This window comes from Cupriavidus sp. UME77 (genome assembly GCF_014170355.1).
Taxonomy (GTDB): domain Bacteria; phylum Pseudomonadota; class Gammaproteobacteria; order Burkholderiales; family Burkholderiaceae; genus Cupriavidus; species Cupriavidus basilensis.
Genome location: NZ_LZZU01000037.1, coordinates 1 through 14,286, shown reverse-complemented (window position 1 = coordinate 14,286; position 14,286 = coordinate 1). Strand labels below are relative to the sequence as shown.

Here is a 14,286-nt window from a genome sequence, read left to right as displayed (position 1 = left end):
CCGTCCCACCCGCCCGTACTCCATCCTCCTGGCGTCTGGCCCCCCGGGCCGCCTGCCGGCCTGACCGGATGGCGCTTCCTGCGCGGCATGTCGCGCGATCTGCTTGGCATGCTGGCCACGTGGCAGCGGGCATTCGGCGATGTGGTGCACGTGCGCATCTGGCCCGAGCATCAGATCATCGTCACCGACCCGCAGCTCGCGCGCGAATTGCTGGTCACACACCACGACGCGCTGATCCGCTGGGAGCGCGGCATGCGCGTCTTTGCGCAACTGCATGGAAACAGCGTGCTGATTGCCGAGGGGGACGCGTGGCGAGGCAAGCGGCACGCCTTGCAGCCGAACTTCTCGCCGAAGGCAGTACAGGCCTTCGTACCGACCATGGCTGGCGCCGCCGGGCAGGCGCTGGTTCACTGGCCGGATAGCGCGGGAAACTGGCCAATCGAGAACGCGCTCACGTCGCTGGCAATGGATGTGATCATGCGGATGGTGTTTTCGAGCGAGATCGGCGCGCACGCCCGCATCGCGGAGCAAGCCTCGCGCACGGCTATGGCGGCGGCCAACGCCGAGTTCTACTGGCCCGCGAGCTGGCCCGACTGGGCGCCCTGGAAGCGCGCCAAGCGGCAAGCCCTGGCAGCGCTCAACGGCTTGATCGACCACCATCTGCAAGCCCGCCTGAAGCTGCCGCGTGACGCCTGGCCCGACGACCTGGCGACCCGTCTGCTGCAACTGCACCGCGACGACGCGGCGGCATGGCCGCTGCAAGCCGTGCACGACGAGTGCATGACGACGTTCCTCGCCGGGCATGAAACCGCCGCGGCGACACTGACCTGGTGGACATGGAACATGGCGGCAAACCCGGCCGCGCAGACCGCGGCGGCAGAGGAAGTCCGGCGGATGCTGCAGGGCCGCGCGCCAACGGCGGAAAACCTGCCGTTGCTGCGCTACCTGACCCAGACGCTGCAAGAGACGCTGCGTTTGCACCCAGCCGCGCCGATGCTCAGCAGCAGCCGCTCCACGCGGCCAATCACGCTGGGCTCATGGCAGCTGCCCGCGCGCACCCAGTTCATGGTGCCGGTGCAGCTGATGCACCACGACCCGAGATGGTTCCCCCAGCCGCTGGCATTCCAGCCCGAACGTTTCGGCCCCGAAGCACCGGCGGTGCCGCGCGGCGCCTACCTGCCCTTTGGCACCGGACCCCGCGTTTGCCTGGGACAGCACCTGGCAATGACCGAGATGACGGTGGTCGCGGCGATGATTCTGCAACGCTTTGCACTGTCGGTGCCCGACGGCATGGCCGCGCCACGGCCCGTGTTCCATATCACGCTGCGGCCAGAGCAGCCCCTGCATCTGCGGCTTGCTCCGTCTGCGGCGGCGCGCGCCGGGCGATAAGGCCGCCGTTCAGATCGCGGCCCTGGCCACCGGCTCCACCGCCCGCATCGCCTGCGCCGCGATCTCGAACGAGCGCAGGCGGGCTTCATGGTCATGGATCTGCGCCGTCAACATCAACTCATCCGGCCGGAACTCCTCGATGAAGTTGCGCAAGCCATTGCGCACGCCCTCTGGATCCCCCACCACCGAGCACGCCAGCGAACGGCGGATATGCGTGGCCTCGGTCTGCGTCCACAGCAGCTCGATATTGTCCACCGGCGGCCGGATCGGGCCCGGGCTGCCGCGCACCAGCGCCAGGAACTGCTGCTGCAGCGAGCTGAACAACCGGCGCGCCTGCGCGTCGGAATCCGCCGCGAAGACATTGAGCCCCAGCATCACATGCGGCTTGGAGAGCTGCGCCGACGGCTGGAAGGTCGTGCGATACAGATCCACCGCCTGGCGCATGAAGCCCGGCGCGAAGTGCGAGGCAAACGCGAAGGGCAGGCCCATCGCCGCCGACAACTGCGCGCTGAACAAGCTGGAACCAAGCAGCCACAGCGGCACCTTCAGGCCCGCGCCGGGCACCGCCCGCAGGCGCTGGCCCGGACGCGGGTCGTCGAAGTAGGCCTGCAGCTCCTCCACATCCTGCGGGAAGGCATCGGCGGCGTCTTGCGTGGCGCTGCGGCGCAGCGCGCGAGCGGTGGACTGGTCGGTGCCAGGCGCACGGCCCAGGCCAAGATCGATACGGCCAGGGAAAAGCGAGGCCAGCGTGCCGAACTGCTCGGCCACCACCAGCGGCGAATGGTTGGGCAGCATGATGCCGCCCGAGCCGACGCGGATGGTGGACGTGCCGTTGGCAACGTAGCCGATCAGCACTGCCGTGGCGGCGCTGGCGATGCCAGGCATATTGTGATGCTCGGCCAGCCAGAAGCGCTGGTAGCCCAACCGCTCGGCGTGCTGGGCAAGCGCGAGCGAATTGCGCATGGCCTGGCCGGCGTCGCCGCCTTCCACGATGGGCGACAGGTCAAGCAGGGAATAGGGGATCATGGCGAGCAACTGCGGCGCAGCAATTTATTGAACGATCACTATAGTAATCACCACTGGCGTCACTGGCAACGGAAAAATATAATGACCACTATGAAAAAGAGTGTTTCCGGTGCGGGCCGCGGGCGGCCCAGGCAGTTCGATCGCGACGAGGCGCTGGGCCAGGCCCTGTCGCTGTTCTGGCGCTATGGCTATAGCTCCACTTCGATCTCCGCGCTCACCGAGGCCATGGCCATCACCGCGCCCAGCCTGTACGCCGCGTTCGGCAGCAAGGAGCAGTTGTTCTACGAAGCCGTGGACCGCTATGCGGATACCCACGGCGCGCTGCTCTACGCGCCGCTGCAGGGCGCCGGCAGCGCGCATGACGCCGTGCAAGGCCTGCTCGCCGGCGCGGCCGCCTTGTTCAGCGCCAAGGGCAACCCCGCCGGTTGCTTCCTGATGACGGGCACCAGCTGCTCGGCAGACTGCGCCTATATCGAAGACACGCTGCGCCAGCGCCGCAAGGAAAAGGAGCAAGCGCTGCAGGCCTGCATCCAGCAGGGCATCCGGCGCGGCGAACTGCCGGCCGGCACGGATGCATCAGCACTGGCCAAGTTCTTCAACACGGTCATGCAGGGGATGTCGATGCAGGCGCGCGACGGCGCGTCGCGTGCCGCGCTCGAAGCACTGGCCGCTACCGCGATGCTGGCCTGGCCGGTAAAGGCGGTAAAGGCGGTAAAGGCAGTAAAAGCGGCAAAGAAAGCCACGCCGCGCGAAACCCAGACAGCGTAACTTGCTGGAATGGCATCAGGCCGCCGGCTCGGGCCGGCGCCACAGCCACGCCAGCACGCAAGCCATGCAGGCAATTGCCCCGTATGCCAGCCAGGGCCGATGCATGCCGAACAGCAGCACGGCGCTGCAGATGCTCATGGCCGCCGTGGCGCTCCACTTGGCGCGGCGGCTCACCATGCGGCCGTTGTGCCAGTTGTAGAGCATCGGGCCAAACACGCGATGGCCAAGCAGCCACGCATGCAGGCGCGGCGACCCCTTGGCCGCGGCCCAGGCGGACAGCAGAATGAACTCGGTGCTGGGCAGGCCGGGCACGAACAGCCCGAGAATGGCCACCCCCAGGCTCAGCAACGCCAGCGCGGTCAGCAGCGCACGTGCCGTGCGGGTACGCGCCAGCCGCAGCGGCGGATCGCTCGGGTTGGCACCCGGCATCGGCGAAGCCGTATCGGCGTCATCCAAGACCGGTCACCGCGAATGTCGCTGTTGGCGCCGTTGGCGCACTGGGAAGTGGCGCCGCGGCAGTGAAAGCCTGCAGGCGGCGGCAACCGCTGCAGCAACGGCAGAAGGCATGTGGCAGTTCTCTCGGTTCTGGCAGAGGGCACGACTGGCCCCATTGTCCACGCGAGAGACGCAGGTGGTCAACGCCTCTCATAGCGGGACGAACAGGAAGACTTGCCAGGTACCGCACGGCGGGCAAGACCCGGCCGCTTGCAAGGTCATCCTCCCTTTCCCGGGCGGGGAACATATACTCCCCCATACTATTTTTGGGGGCAAAGCCGTGAGCCACACCATCCGCGAGAAACAGAAGTTGCTGAACCGGGTGCGCCGCATCCGGGGTCAGATTGATGCCATCGAACGCGCACTCGAGGAGGAGCAAGGCTGCGTGGGGGTGCTGCAGCAGATCACGAGTTGCCGTGGAGCCATGAACGGCCTGCTGGCCGTGGTACTGGAAGACCACATCCGCACGCACCTTGTTGAAGCCGAGCCAGCCCATGGCGAGTCCGATGGCGACGCCAGGGAGCAGCTCATCGAGGTCGTGCACAGCTACTTCAAATGAGTAGCCTGGCTCACTCGGCTTATTACCCGCCTCACGGTTTACTACCCGCTCACGCTCGAATCGCCACGAAACTGCTCAAGCCTGCGGCTGCTTGGGCAACAACCAAGCAGATCGACCATGCATACACATGACCTCACCCCGTGGACTCATACCCACGTATTCGACTCAGGCAACAAGGCGGCCGAGCGAGGCACGCGCCTCGTCATGCTGATCACCGCCGCGATGATGGTTGTGGAGATCGCCGCCGGCCTCTGGTTCAACTCGATGGCGCTGCTGGCTGACGGGTGGCACATGAGTTCCCACGCGCTTGCCATCGGATTGAGCGCCTTTGCCTATGTTGCGGCGCGGCGCTATGCGCATGACCACCGGTTCGCCTTCGGCACCTGGAAAATTGAGATCCTGGCGGGATTCGCCAGTGCGATCTTTCTTCTCGGCATCGCAGCCTTGATGGTCTTCGGGTCCGTTGAACGGATCTTCAGTCCGCAGGCAATTCACTACAAGGAGGCCATGGCAGTCACAGTCATCGGACTGCTTGTCAATATAGGATGCGCGCTGATACTGGGCGATGCGCATGACCATGGCCACGAACATGGGCATGAGCATGGGCACCAACATGGACACGCACATGGCCATGGCGGCCATCACCAGCACGACCTGAATTTGCGCTCGGCATACGTCCATGTGCTGGCAGATGCCGCGACATCGGTGCTTGCCATTCTGGCACTCGCCGGAGGCTGGCTGCTCGGGTGGCGCTGGCTCGACCCGGTCATGGGTATCGTTGGTGCCGGGCTGGTTGGCGCGTGGGCCTTCGGCCTGTTGAAACAAACCGGCGTCGTTCTGCTCGATCGCGAAATGGATCATCCGGTCGTGGACGAGGTACGCGAAGTGTTGCAGGCTTTCGATACCGGCGACGAAGGCACCCGTATTGCCGACCTTCATGTCTGGCGAGTGGGTAAGGAGAAATTCTCCTGCCTTGTCAGCCTGGTGACGCACGACCCCGCGCTGACGGCGGCGCGCGTCAGGAGCGCGCTGGCAGTGCATGAAGAGCTCGTGCATATCACTGTGGAAATCCACCGGTGCGCGGATTAAGCCGATTGAGCGGATTGCGCGGCGAGGGGCCGTGCACGCGCAAAAAACGCGCCGCGCGCGGCCCCACTCGGTATACTCTGAGGCACGTTTATCTCATGCCTGCAGACCGCCCATCGTGTCCAACTCCTCCGCGCGCAAGACCGCCGCGCAAAAACCCGCCGCCGCCGACTACGATTTCACCGAGCAGGTCGGGCACCTCCTGCGGCGCGCCTACCAGCGCCATGTGGCGATCTTCCAGCAGACCATTGCCGACTCGCAGCTGACCGCGGCACAGTTCGTGGTGATGTGCGCGGTCAACGAGCGCGGCTCGTGCTCGCTCAGCGAAATCGTGCGGGCCACCGCCATCGACCAGGCCACCGTGCGCGGCATCATCGAGCGCCTCAAGGCGCGCGAGCTGGTGGCCGTCTCGCACGACACCAACGACCGCCGCAAGGTCGTGGTCACGGTGACCCCGGCCGGCCATGCGCTGATCGAGGAGACCGTGCCGTTCGCGCACAAGATCTCCGAGCAGACTTTCGGCGACCTCAATCCCGCCGAGCGGGTGGCGATCACCTACCTGTTGCGCAAGATGAGCGAGTTCGACGACCGCGAGGAGCGCGGCAACGCACCGGACGGCGAGCCGGAGTAAGCCCGCCTCAGGCGGGCTGGCCGGCCAGCGCCGCGAGCACCGCCTCCGGCGTGAAGGGCGCGCGCCGCAGGCGCACCCCCGTGGCATCGAACAGCGCATTGGCAATGGCCGGCGCGCCCGGCAGCGACGCGGATTCTCCCGCGCCCATCGGCGCTTCCTCCTGGCGCGGCATCAGCAGCACTTCGATGGGCGGCAGCTCGGGAAAGGTCAGCAGCGGATAGCTGCCCCATTCGCGGCTGGCAACGCCGCTGGCGTCAAAGCGCACCTGCTCCTTGAGTACGCGGCCAAGCGCCTGCACCACATTGCCCTGCACCTGGTGGCGCACGCCATCGGGGTTGACCATCATGCCGGTGTCCTGCGCCACCACCAGCCGCTCCACCACGATCTGGCCGGTATCGGGCGCGACCGTCAGGTCCACCACCCAGGCGGCCCAGGCGGCGCCAAAGCCCGGGAATTTGCTGTGGATATAGCGGGCATAGGCCACGCCGCGCCCACGCAGCAGCCCATCCGCGTCCGGCTGGCCACGCGTGCCGCGCGCGCCTTCGCGCCAGCCGGCATGCGCCGCCAGCGCGCGCAGCAGGTCGGTGGCGCGCGCATCGGGCAGGTGGCGCAGGCGGTACGCCAGCGGATCGGCGCCGGCCTCATGCGCGAGCTCGTCGATAAAGGACTCGTGCGCGAACACGTTTGGCAGCGCGGACACGCCGCGCAGCCAGGACGCGCGCACGATGGCTGGCGTGTCGTCGCAACCGATGCGCGTGGCGGCGTACTGGTAAGGCGGCACCGCGGTGCGGTCGCCCATCTGCAGCATGCGCGGCGCGTTGTCGACCACACCGGTCAGCAGCAGCGCCAGCGTGGGCGCATCGTTGGACGGATAGCGGCTAACGAAATCGTAGGCCAGCAACTCGCCATCGGGGCCAATGGCGCCGCGCACGTCCATCAGTTGCGCCGCACCCTTGGGCTCCCAGAGATGTTCCTGCTCACGGCTGAGCTGCACTCGCACCGGGCGCCTCACCGCGCGCGACAGCAGCACCGCATCGGCGCAAACGTCATCAGCACAGTTGCGGCCATAGCAGCCGGCGGCTTCCATCCGCACGATCTCGATGCGGCCTTCATCCAGGCCGGTCAGGCGCGCCAGGTCGATGCGCAACACATGCGGGTTTTGCGTGCCGGACCAGACCGTGAGGCCATCCTCGCGGTAGTCCGCCACGGCGCAGGACGGGCCGATGGAGCCGTGCATCTGGTAGGGCCACGCGTAGCTGCGCGACAGTATCCGGTGTGCGGAGTCGAAAGCGCCTTGCGCATCGCCCTCGTCCGCCAGCGTGCGGCGCGTCGCGGGATTGGCGCGCAGCGCGGCCTCGGTGTCTTCCGGCTCGCTGAGCGGGGGCAACGGCGGCGCCGGCTTCCAGTCCACGCGCAGGCGGCGCGCCGCCTGCATGGCCTGCTCCTCGCGCTGCGCCACCACGCCGATGAAATCGCCCTGCACCACCACGTCGACGACACCACGCACATCGCGGATCGACGCGCGGTCGACGCTGCGCAGGCTGGTGCCGACAAAGCCACCGCTATCGCGCCCGGCGTAAGGTGGGCGCACCACGCGGCCGTGCAGCATGCCAGGCACGCGCACATCGTGCACGAAGGTGAGCTGCGCCGTGGCCTTGGCGGGAATATCCACGCGGGGCGCGGCGCGCCCGACCACGCGGTATTCGCTGACCGGCTTGGTGGCAATGGCGTCGGCCAGCGGCAGCTCGATATGCTCGCCGGCCAGCAGGTCGCCGTAGGCCAGGCCTTCGGCGTTCTCATTGCCTTTTCCGCGCAAGCGCAGGCGGCCATCTTCGGCGATCAGCGCTTCGGGCGCCACGCCAAGGCGCTGTGCCGCGCGCTCGCGCAGCCAGGCCATGGCCTGCGCCGCCGCGCGGCGCAGCGGCAGCGCCGAGATCTGGATGGTGGCGCTGGCAATGGTGGGGCCCTGGTTGGGCGTTGCTTCGGTATGGCCCAGCGTCATCGCCACGCGCGCCGCCGGCACCTCCAGCTCCTCGGCCACGATCTGCGCCAGCGAGGTGCGGATGCCGGTGCCCAGGTCAACGTGCCCGTTGAAGGCCAGGATCTCGCCGGTGTCGCGCACCGCCACGAAGATGTCGGGCCGCGCGGCGATGTAGTCGGAGGCCGCGCCAGGCTGGCCGGGCGCGGGCCGCGGCGCGGCTTGCGGCGCGCGCGTCACCAGCAGCACCCCGCGCGCCTGCAGCAGGGCGTCGCGCTGCGCGCCCGGGGACATCGGCGCCGATGCGGGAAGAGAGGCGGACCGGGGTCCGGAGCCGGGTGTCGTTTCCATTCGTTCCATGTATCAGGTAGGCACGCTGACGGACTGCCGGATTCCGGCGCCGCCCGCCCTGGCCGTTATACTGCCAGGCTCGAACAAGCAATACGTATCAAACATATGAGCACCCCGACCGCTAAGAAAAGCGCGGCAGCCGGAACCCGGGCCCGGCAAGCTCAGGACACCCGAGCCAAGATCCTCAAGGCCGCCATCAAGGTCTTCGCCTTGCGCGGCTACGAAGGCGGGCGCGTGGAGAAGATCTCTTCGCTGGCCAAGACCTACGACCGGATGATCTATTACTACTTCGGCAGCAAGGAAAAGCTGTTCGTCGAAGTGCTCGAAACCATCTACATCCAGCTCAACGAGGCCGAGCAGGCGCTCAAGCTCGACCCCGAGGATCCGGTGCGCGCGCTGACCCAGCTGATCGACTTCGTCTGGGGCTACTACCTCGATCATCCCGAGTTCGTCGCCATCCTGTCCAGCGAGAACATGAGCCAGGGCAAGCATGCCAAGAAGTCGAGCCGGCTCAGGGAGATCTCCAGCTACGCCCTGTCCGTGCTGGACGGCATCCTGGCGCGCGGCAAGGCTGCCGGGCTGTTCCAACCCGATGTGCTCGCCCGCGATATCTACCTGGTGATCGCGTCGCTGGGCTACTTCTACAACTCGAATCATCATACGCTCAGCGCTTTCCTGGGCGAGCCCATGATGAGCAAGCCGGCGCTGGAGCACTGGCGCGATGTGATCCAGCGTACGGTGCTGAGCACGGTTTGCGTGCCGGGCACCGGTATCGCCCCGGCTGGGCAGGCCCCGGCCGAAGCCGAGGCGGCGGCGCCCGCCGCCCGCAAGAAGCCGGCACGCGCCAAGCGCGCCTGAGCCTCGCGTCCGGCGGTCATCGCGCATCGCCGGATGCCTTTCCCTTAAGCCGTAGCCGTAGCCGTGGCCCGCGCCAGCATCGCCAGCGCTTCGTCGCGCGGCATCACGGTGGCGTTCTTCTGCGCCATGTCGAACAGGTTGGCATCGTGCGGCCCGATGGCGCGGTCGCCCACGCAATCGGACAGCACCAGCGGGCGGAAGCCGTACGACATGGCATCGACCACGCTGGCGCGCACGCAGCCGCTGGTCACGCAGCCGGCCACCAGCAGCGTCTGCACGCCGCGCTGGTTCAGCCACGCGGCCAGCGAGGTGCCGAAAAAGGCGGATGGCACGGTCTTGCGCACCACCAGTTCACCCGGGCGCGGCGCCAGTTGCCCGACGATGGCGCTGTTGTGGCTGTCTTCCTTCAGGCCCAGCAGGCCAGGCACCTTCTGCGTGAAGATGTTGTGGTCGCTGTCGTCGTCGGCAAACACGATGCGGCTGTGCGCCACCGACCAGCCCTGCTCGCGCGCCGTGGCCAGCAGGGGCACGGTGTTGGCGATGGCCTGGGGGATATTGCCGCCGCCAAAGACGGCCGGGTCGGCGAAGCCGTTGACGAAGTCGATGATCAGCAGGCCGTAGGGTGCCTTGGGTTCCAGCGCGGCGCCGAAGCCCTGGCGCTGGTAGGTCTTCACTTCATCATGCATGGATGGCTCCCTTGGCATCTCGTTGCTGCGCTTGCTGGTACTCGTGATCCAGCACCTTTCCTTGTTCAACCACCGCCTCTGCGTCCAGGCGCACCGTGCAATGACGCACGGGGATATCGATATGGCAGGCCGTGGTGCGACTGCCGCCGGCCTCGTTGTTCGGGCCGAACGAGCACAGGAAGTTGCCTTCGAACGCGCGCGCATCCATGCCGATGGTGGCCTCGCGGTCATACATCGCGAGCGTGGACCAGCGCGCGCGCGGCTGCAGGCCCCAGCCGATATGCGACATGGCGTAGGCCTCGGGGTCGTTGAACGAGGCCATGTAGTCGCTCAGCAGCTCGGCATCCAGGCCGCCTTCGATACGGGTGACGTAGCCCTTGTGCACCGTGATGTCGATCGGCTCCTGCACGTAGGACTTCATCGGCAGCAGGATATCGCCGCGATCGAGCACGATGCGCCCGTTGGTGCCACCCTCGTCCGGCCAGGTCAGCACGAAGCCGCTTGGCCAGTGGTCCCAGCGGCCCGGCTCATCGACAAAGCCGTACTCGCTGATGGCGGGAAACTCGCCCAGCGCGCAGCGCAGGTCAGTGCCGGCATCCGACACGATATGCATCTCCCGCGCGCGCGCCAGCCGCGCCGTGGCGGCTTTCACGCGGGTACGGTCCCCTGCGGTGGGCACCAGCCGCACCAGCACTTCGGGCGGCTCCACCGCCAGCAGGATCTTGGTGCCGCCGGAGAGAATGTCATGCTGTTCGGGCGAGAACAGCAGCGTCATCAGGTCCAGCACCAGGTCGCTGGCCTTGAGCGCGGCGATGGCGGCAGGGTTGCCGGTCAGCGGCGTAGTGCCGAGATAAGCCAGCGCGTCGCGGCTGAGCGCCTTGTCGCCGTTGACGGGCGGCAGGTCCAGCCGGTTGACGATGGCACCCATCGCGGTGGCCGCCAGCTGCGCCGTGCGCAGCGTTTGCGGATGCGTGGCGGCGCCGGTCAGCACCGTGACCGTCTGGCCCGGCTCCAGTTTTGACAGGGTGAGCACCTGGCGCCATGCCTGGGTCAGGTCGTGATCGCTTACTGGCATGTGTTCTCCTTTCTGGTGAAGCAGGCAGCTCAGGCCGCAGCCTGGTCCTGCAGCAGCGGCGCGCCGAGGAAGTCGCCGAAGGCGCGGTAGAAGCCGGCCTCGTCGTCCCACGGGATCATGTGGCCCGCATCCGGCACGCGGGCAACCTGCACGGCAGGCAGCAGGCCGCGAATCTCTTCGATGTCTTGCGCGCGGATCACATCGCCGCGGCCTGCCACCATCAGCAGCGTGGGTACCTGCACCAATGGCATGTCCGCATGCACATCGTCGCGATGAAAGTCCTCGAAGCTCGTCACGATGGCGCGCTCGTCACAGGTGTGCAGCCACTCGGCGCGCAGGCGCAGTTGCTCATCCGTCCACGTGGGGCAGAAGCGGCGCATGCCCTCGGCGTCGATGCCCCGCCGCGCCAGCCGGATCGAATCCACATACCAGGGCAGTTGCGACGGATAGGCGCGGCGTCCCGGGCCCGACACGGGCGGGTCCACCATCACCAGCCGCGTCAGCCCGGCGGGATTGCCGCGCGCGGCGCGGATGCCGATGCGCGCGCCCATCGAATGGCCGACGATGGCGTAGCGCGCCAGGCCCAGTACCTGCGCGAACGCCGTCACGTCCGCGGCCTGCGCATCCAGGCTGTAGTCCAGCGCATCGCCCGCCTCGGACAAGCCGCGCCCGCGCACATCCAGGATGTAGGTATCGAAGTGCTTGCCGAACTGTTCGCCGACAAAGCCCCAGGTGACCGCTGGGCTGGTGATGCCGGGCACGATCACCACAGCGTCGCGCCCTTCGCGCGCGCCGGCGCCGCCGCCGTAGCGCAGGTAATGCTGGCGGATGCCGTTGGCGAACACATTGCCGCCGTAGAGAAACTCGCTCATTGCTGGGCTCCCTTTACCGAAGACGTAATCAATAGGCACCCGACAGCAGCGCACCCGCGCCGGGCACGACCGGCTCCAGGTCGAGCTGCTTGAGGATGGCGTAAGTGGTGGCAATGGCGGCCGTGATCACGGGCTTGCCGGTCATGGCTTCCACCTTGGCCACCGCCGGCAGCGACGGCATCTGCACGCAGGCGGACAGCACGATGGCGTCCACATCCTTGGTGTTCATCTGCGCGACGATGCCGGGCAGCCTGGCTGGGTCGTGGCGGCCCACTTCGAGGTTGTCGGGGATTTCCAGCGCGCGCCAGTCCACCACTTCGTAGCCTTCGTTGCGGATGTAGTCCACCACCAGCTCGGTCAGCGGCTTCATGTAGGGCGCAACCACGGCAATGCGCTTGGCGCCGATGACCTTGAGCGCGTCGATCAGCGCGCCGGCGCTGGTGATCACGGGCGCGTCGGCGCCGTTGGCGGCGGTATGGGCCTGCAGGCGCTTTTCAGAGACACGATGGTAGCCGTGGCCCATCGCCATGATCGCCACCAGGCAGGCATAGCCCAGCACGTCGACACGGGCGTCGCTCAGTTCCAGCGCGCAGCGATCGGACTCGGCGTCCATGGCCGCCAGTTCTTCCTTGACCACCTTCTTCATACGCATGCGGCTGGAATGGAAGGTGAAGCGTTCGGGGCGCACCTGCTGGCGCAACGCCAGCATCGCCGGGATCTCGGTTTCCATGGTGGTGTTCGAGCTCGGCACGATCTGGCCGATACGGAAAATTTTCTGCACTGTCGACTCCGTCATCTGTGTGTTCTGTCCACCCGCCCTGGCGCCCGTCTTAGCGGGGAAGCGCCCTGCACGGCCGGACCGGAGCCTTCAGCGGTCTCCGTGTCCTGCGAACGATTGTAGTGTACACACGCTATTTGCACAACAAGACGTTCGACCGCGCACGGCGCACGATTTCAGTGCCCGCTTCATGAATCAACCCCTAATATGGTGCTTATTTTCACGGTTTATGGGCATTGAACCGGGATGGTCACTTCGGTATCAGGGTTTTCCATAGGGATGGCATGTCATTTCTTTACAAGCAAATTTCTAGTGTGTACACTCGATTTACCGATTGGCCAGACGGCCACTTCAGACCCACATCACACCGCCAGGAGAAATATCGTGCAAGGCAAACCACGGATCGCAGTGATTGGCGCCGGACTGGGGGGGACGGTTGCGGCCGCCCTGCTGCAGCGCGCCGGATTCCAAGTCAAGCTGTATGAGCAGGCTCCGGCGTTCTCGCGGCTGGGCGCCGGCATCCACGTCGGGCCCAATGTGATGAAGGTCATGCGCAGGATCGGCCTCGAAGATGCGCTCAACGACATGGGCTGCCACCCGGACTACTGGTACAGCCGCGACTGGCAAAGCGGCGAAGTGATCGCCCAGATCCCGCTTGGGCGTTACGCGCTGTCGCATTACGGCGCCAGCTACCTGACCGTGCATCGTGGGGATTTCCACGCCCTGCTGACCGAGGCGGTGGCACCCGGCACGCTGCTGTTCGACAAGAAGCTGGCCAGCGTGGAAGACCTGGGCCACGTGGTGCGCCTGAGCTTTGCCGACGGCACGGTGGACGAAGCCGACATCGTGATCGGCGCGGACGGCGTGAACTCCCGCATCCGCGAGACACTGCTGGGCGCCGAGCCGCCCAAGTACACCGGCTACGTGGCGCACCGCGCCGTGTTCCCGATCGCGCGCGTCAAGGGCTTCACCCATGACCGCTGCACCAAGTGGTGGTCCGACGATCGCCATATGATGGTGTACTTCGATACCAGCAAGCTTGACGAGATCTACTACGTCACCGGCGTGCCCGAGCCCACCTGGGACATGACCAAGAGCTGGCTGCCCAGCAGCATCGAGGAAATGCGCGCCGCGTTCGACGGCTGGCACGAAGGCGTGCAATCGCTGATCGAAGGCACCGTGGAAGTGACCAAGTGGCCGCTGCTGGAGCGCGATCCGCTGCCGGTGTGGAGCCGCGGCCGCCTGGTGCTGCTGGGAGACGCCTGCCACCCGATGAAGCCGCATATGGCGCAGGGCGCGGCCATGGCCATCGAAGACGCGGCCATGCTGAGCCGCTGCCTGCAGCAGACCGGGCTGTCGGACTTTGGCGCCGCGTTCTCGCTGTACGAAGCCAACCGCGCCGAGCGTGCCGGCAAGGTGCAACTGGTCTCGCACAACAACACGTGGCTGCGCACCAACGAGAACCCGGACTGGTGCTTCGGTTACGATGTGTTCAACGAGCCGCTGGTGGAAGCCGGGCGCGTGGCCGCCGCAGCCTGAGCCACGCCCCGGCCAGACCGCCGGGTGCCCCCCGGGGCCCTTCCACCAGCGGCTCGTTGAACACATCGTAACCGAAGCACCAGTCCGGGTTCTCGTTGGTGCGCAGCCACGTGTTGTTGTGCGAGACCAGTTGCACCTTGCCGGCACGCTCGGCGCGGTTGGCTTCGTACAGCGAGAACGCGGCGCCAAAGTCCG

14 protein-coding genes and 1 pseudogene are annotated in these 14,286 nt (G+C 66.9%); 7 read left to right on the top strand and 8 right to left on the bottom strand.

The window, feature by feature from the left end; all coding sequences use genetic code 11:
* The coding region (locus A9975_RS14005; RefSeq protein WP_255503209.1) for a cytochrome P450 at nucleotides 1-1,389 on the top strand (1,389 nt) is incomplete at its 5' end.
* Between the two features lie 9 nt (nucleotides 1,390-1,398).
* Here the strand turns inward: A9975_RS14005 and A9975_RS14000 are convergent.
* On the bottom strand, nucleotides 1,399-2,415 hold the full coding sequence (locus A9975_RS14000; protein ID WP_183033313.1) for an LLM class flavin-dependent oxidoreductase: 1,017 nt from the start codon (nucleotides 2,413-2,415) through the stop codon (nucleotides 1,399-1,401).
* 81 nt (nucleotides 2,416-2,496) lie between these two features.
* Between A9975_RS14000 and A9975_RS13995 the strand changes: the two genes are divergently transcribed.
* Complete coding sequence (locus A9975_RS13995) at nucleotides 2,497-3,183, top strand: TetR/AcrR family transcriptional regulator (protein ID WP_183033312.1); 687 nt, start codon at nucleotides 2,497-2,499, stop codon at nucleotides 3,181-3,183.
* 15 nt (nucleotides 3,184-3,198) lie between these two features.
* Here the strand turns inward: A9975_RS13995 and A9975_RS13990 are convergent, their stop codons facing one another.
* Nucleotides 3,199-3,639, bottom strand: a complete 441-nt coding sequence (locus A9975_RS13990; protein ID WP_183033311.1) for a YbaN family protein — start codon at nucleotides 3,637-3,639, stop codon at nucleotides 3,199-3,201.
* 319 nt (nucleotides 3,640-3,958) lie between these two features.
* Between A9975_RS13990 and A9975_RS13985 the strand changes: the two genes are divergently transcribed.
* The 3 genes from A9975_RS13985 (at nucleotide 3,959) to A9975_RS13975 (ending at nucleotide 5,954) form a co-directional block, all read left to right on the top strand.
* The gene (locus A9975_RS13985; RefSeq protein ID WP_183033310.1) at nucleotides 3,959-4,237 is read left to right on the top strand and encodes a metal/formaldehyde-sensitive transcriptional repressor; all 279 of its coding nucleotides are present in this window, start codon (nucleotides 3,959-3,961) and stop codon (nucleotides 4,235-4,237) included.
* Nucleotides 4,238-4,354: 117 nt separating this feature from the next.
* Complete coding sequence (gene dmeF / locus A9975_RS13980; protein ID WP_183033309.1) at nucleotides 4,355-5,326, top strand: CDF family Co(II)/Ni(II) efflux transporter DmeF; 972 nt, start codon at nucleotides 4,355-4,357, stop codon at nucleotides 5,324-5,326.
* A 115-nt stretch (nucleotides 5,327-5,441) separates the two neighbouring features.
* Nucleotides 5,442-5,954: a MarR family transcriptional regulator gene (locus tag A9975_RS13975; RefSeq protein ID WP_183033308.1), complete on the top strand. Its 513-nt coding sequence runs from the start codon at nucleotides 5,442-5,444 to the stop codon at nucleotides 5,952-5,954.
* 7 nt (nucleotides 5,955-5,961) lie between these two features.
* Here the strand turns inward: A9975_RS13975 and A9975_RS13970 are convergent, their stop codons facing one another.
* Entirely contained in the window at nucleotides 5,962-8,226 is a 2,265-nt protein-coding gene (locus A9975_RS13970; RefSeq protein WP_183033315.1) for a molybdopterin cofactor-binding domain-containing protein, read from the bottom strand.
* A 162-nt stretch (nucleotides 8,227-8,388) separates the two neighbouring features.
* Here A9975_RS13970 and A9975_RS13965 point away from each other — a divergent pair, with 162 nt between their 5' ends.
* Complete coding sequence (locus A9975_RS13965) at nucleotides 8,389-9,141, top strand: TetR/AcrR family transcriptional regulator (protein ID WP_183033307.1); 753 nt, start codon at nucleotides 8,389-8,391, stop codon at nucleotides 9,139-9,141.
* Between the two features lie 44 nt (nucleotides 9,142-9,185).
* Here the strand turns inward: A9975_RS13965 and A9975_RS13960 are convergent, their stop codons facing one another.
* From A9975_RS13960 to A9975_RS13945, 4 genes are read right to left on the bottom strand one after another with little or no spacing between them, the layout of a single operon-like run.
* The gene (locus A9975_RS13960) at nucleotides 9,186-9,827 is read right to left on the bottom strand and encodes an N-carbamoylsarcosine amidohydrolase (RefSeq protein WP_183033306.1); all 642 of its coding nucleotides are present in this window, start codon (nucleotides 9,825-9,827) and stop codon (nucleotides 9,186-9,188) included.
* On the bottom strand, nucleotides 9,820-10,902 hold the full coding sequence (locus A9975_RS13955) for a 2,5-dihydroxypyridine 5,6-dioxygenase (RefSeq protein WP_183033305.1): 1,083 nt from the start codon (nucleotides 10,900-10,902) through the stop codon (nucleotides 9,820-9,822). The genes A9975_RS13960 and A9975_RS13955 overlap by 8 nt, the downstream gene beginning before the upstream one ends.
* A gap of 29 nt (nucleotides 10,903-10,931) precedes the next feature.
* The gene (locus A9975_RS13950) at nucleotides 10,932-11,774 is read right to left on the bottom strand and encodes an alpha/beta fold hydrolase (protein WP_183033304.1); all 843 of its coding nucleotides are present in this window, start codon (nucleotides 11,772-11,774) and stop codon (nucleotides 10,932-10,934) included.
* 28 nt (nucleotides 11,775-11,802) lie between these two features.
* Nucleotides 11,803-12,555 carry an Asp/Glu racemase gene (locus tag A9975_RS13945; RefSeq protein ID WP_370564594.1) on the bottom strand — a complete coding sequence of 251 codons (753 nt, stop codon included), beginning with the start codon at nucleotides 12,553-12,555 and terminating at the stop codon, nucleotides 11,803-11,805.
* 381 nt (nucleotides 12,556-12,936) lie between these two features.
* Between A9975_RS13945 and A9975_RS13940 the strand changes: the two genes are divergently transcribed.
* Nucleotides 12,937-14,091: an FAD-dependent monooxygenase gene (locus A9975_RS13940; RefSeq protein ID WP_183033303.1), complete on the top strand. Its 1,155-nt coding sequence runs from the start codon at nucleotides 12,937-12,939 to the stop codon at nucleotides 14,089-14,091.
* On the opposite strand, the pseudogene A9975_RS38075 reads toward A9975_RS13940, so the two are convergent.
* Nucleotides 14,045-14,286 (bottom strand): annotated as a pseudogene (locus A9975_RS38075) (hypothetical protein); the annotation flags it as partial. The gene A9975_RS13940 and the pseudogene A9975_RS38075 sit on opposite strands and share 47 nt — an antisense overlap.

Excerpts from the sequence above, each read along its gene's own strand:
- A9975_RS14000 (WP_183033313.1), bottom strand. The coding sequence starts at position 2,415 with ATGATCCCCTATTCCCTGCTTGACCTGTCGCCCATCGTGGAAGGCGGC.
- A9975_RS13995 (WP_183033312.1), top strand. The coding sequence starts at position 2,497 with ATGACCACTATGAAAAAGAGTGTTTCCGGTGCGGGCCGCGGGCGGCCC.
- dmeF (WP_183033309.1), top strand. The coding sequence starts at position 4,355 with ATGCATACACATGACCTCACCCCGTGGACTCATACCCACGTATTCGAC.
- A9975_RS13970 (WP_183033315.1), bottom strand. The coding sequence starts at position 8,226 with ATGTCCCCGGGCGCGCAGCGCGACGCCCTGCTGCAGGCGCGCGGGGTG.
- A9975_RS13965 (WP_183033307.1), top strand. The coding sequence starts at position 8,389 with ATGAGCACCCCGACCGCTAAGAAAAGCGCGGCAGCCGGAACCCGGGCC.
- A9975_RS13960 (WP_183033306.1), bottom strand. The coding sequence starts at position 9,827 with ATGCATGATGAAGTGAAGACCTACCAGCGCCAGGGCTTCGGCGCCGCG.
- A9975_RS13955 (WP_183033305.1), bottom strand. The coding sequence starts at position 10,902 with ATGCCAGTAAGCGATCACGACCTGACCCAGGCATGGCGCCAGGTGCTC.
- A9975_RS13950 (WP_183033304.1), bottom strand. The coding sequence starts at position 11,774 with ATGAGCGAGTTTCTCTACGGCGGCAATGTGTTCGCCAACGGCATCCGC.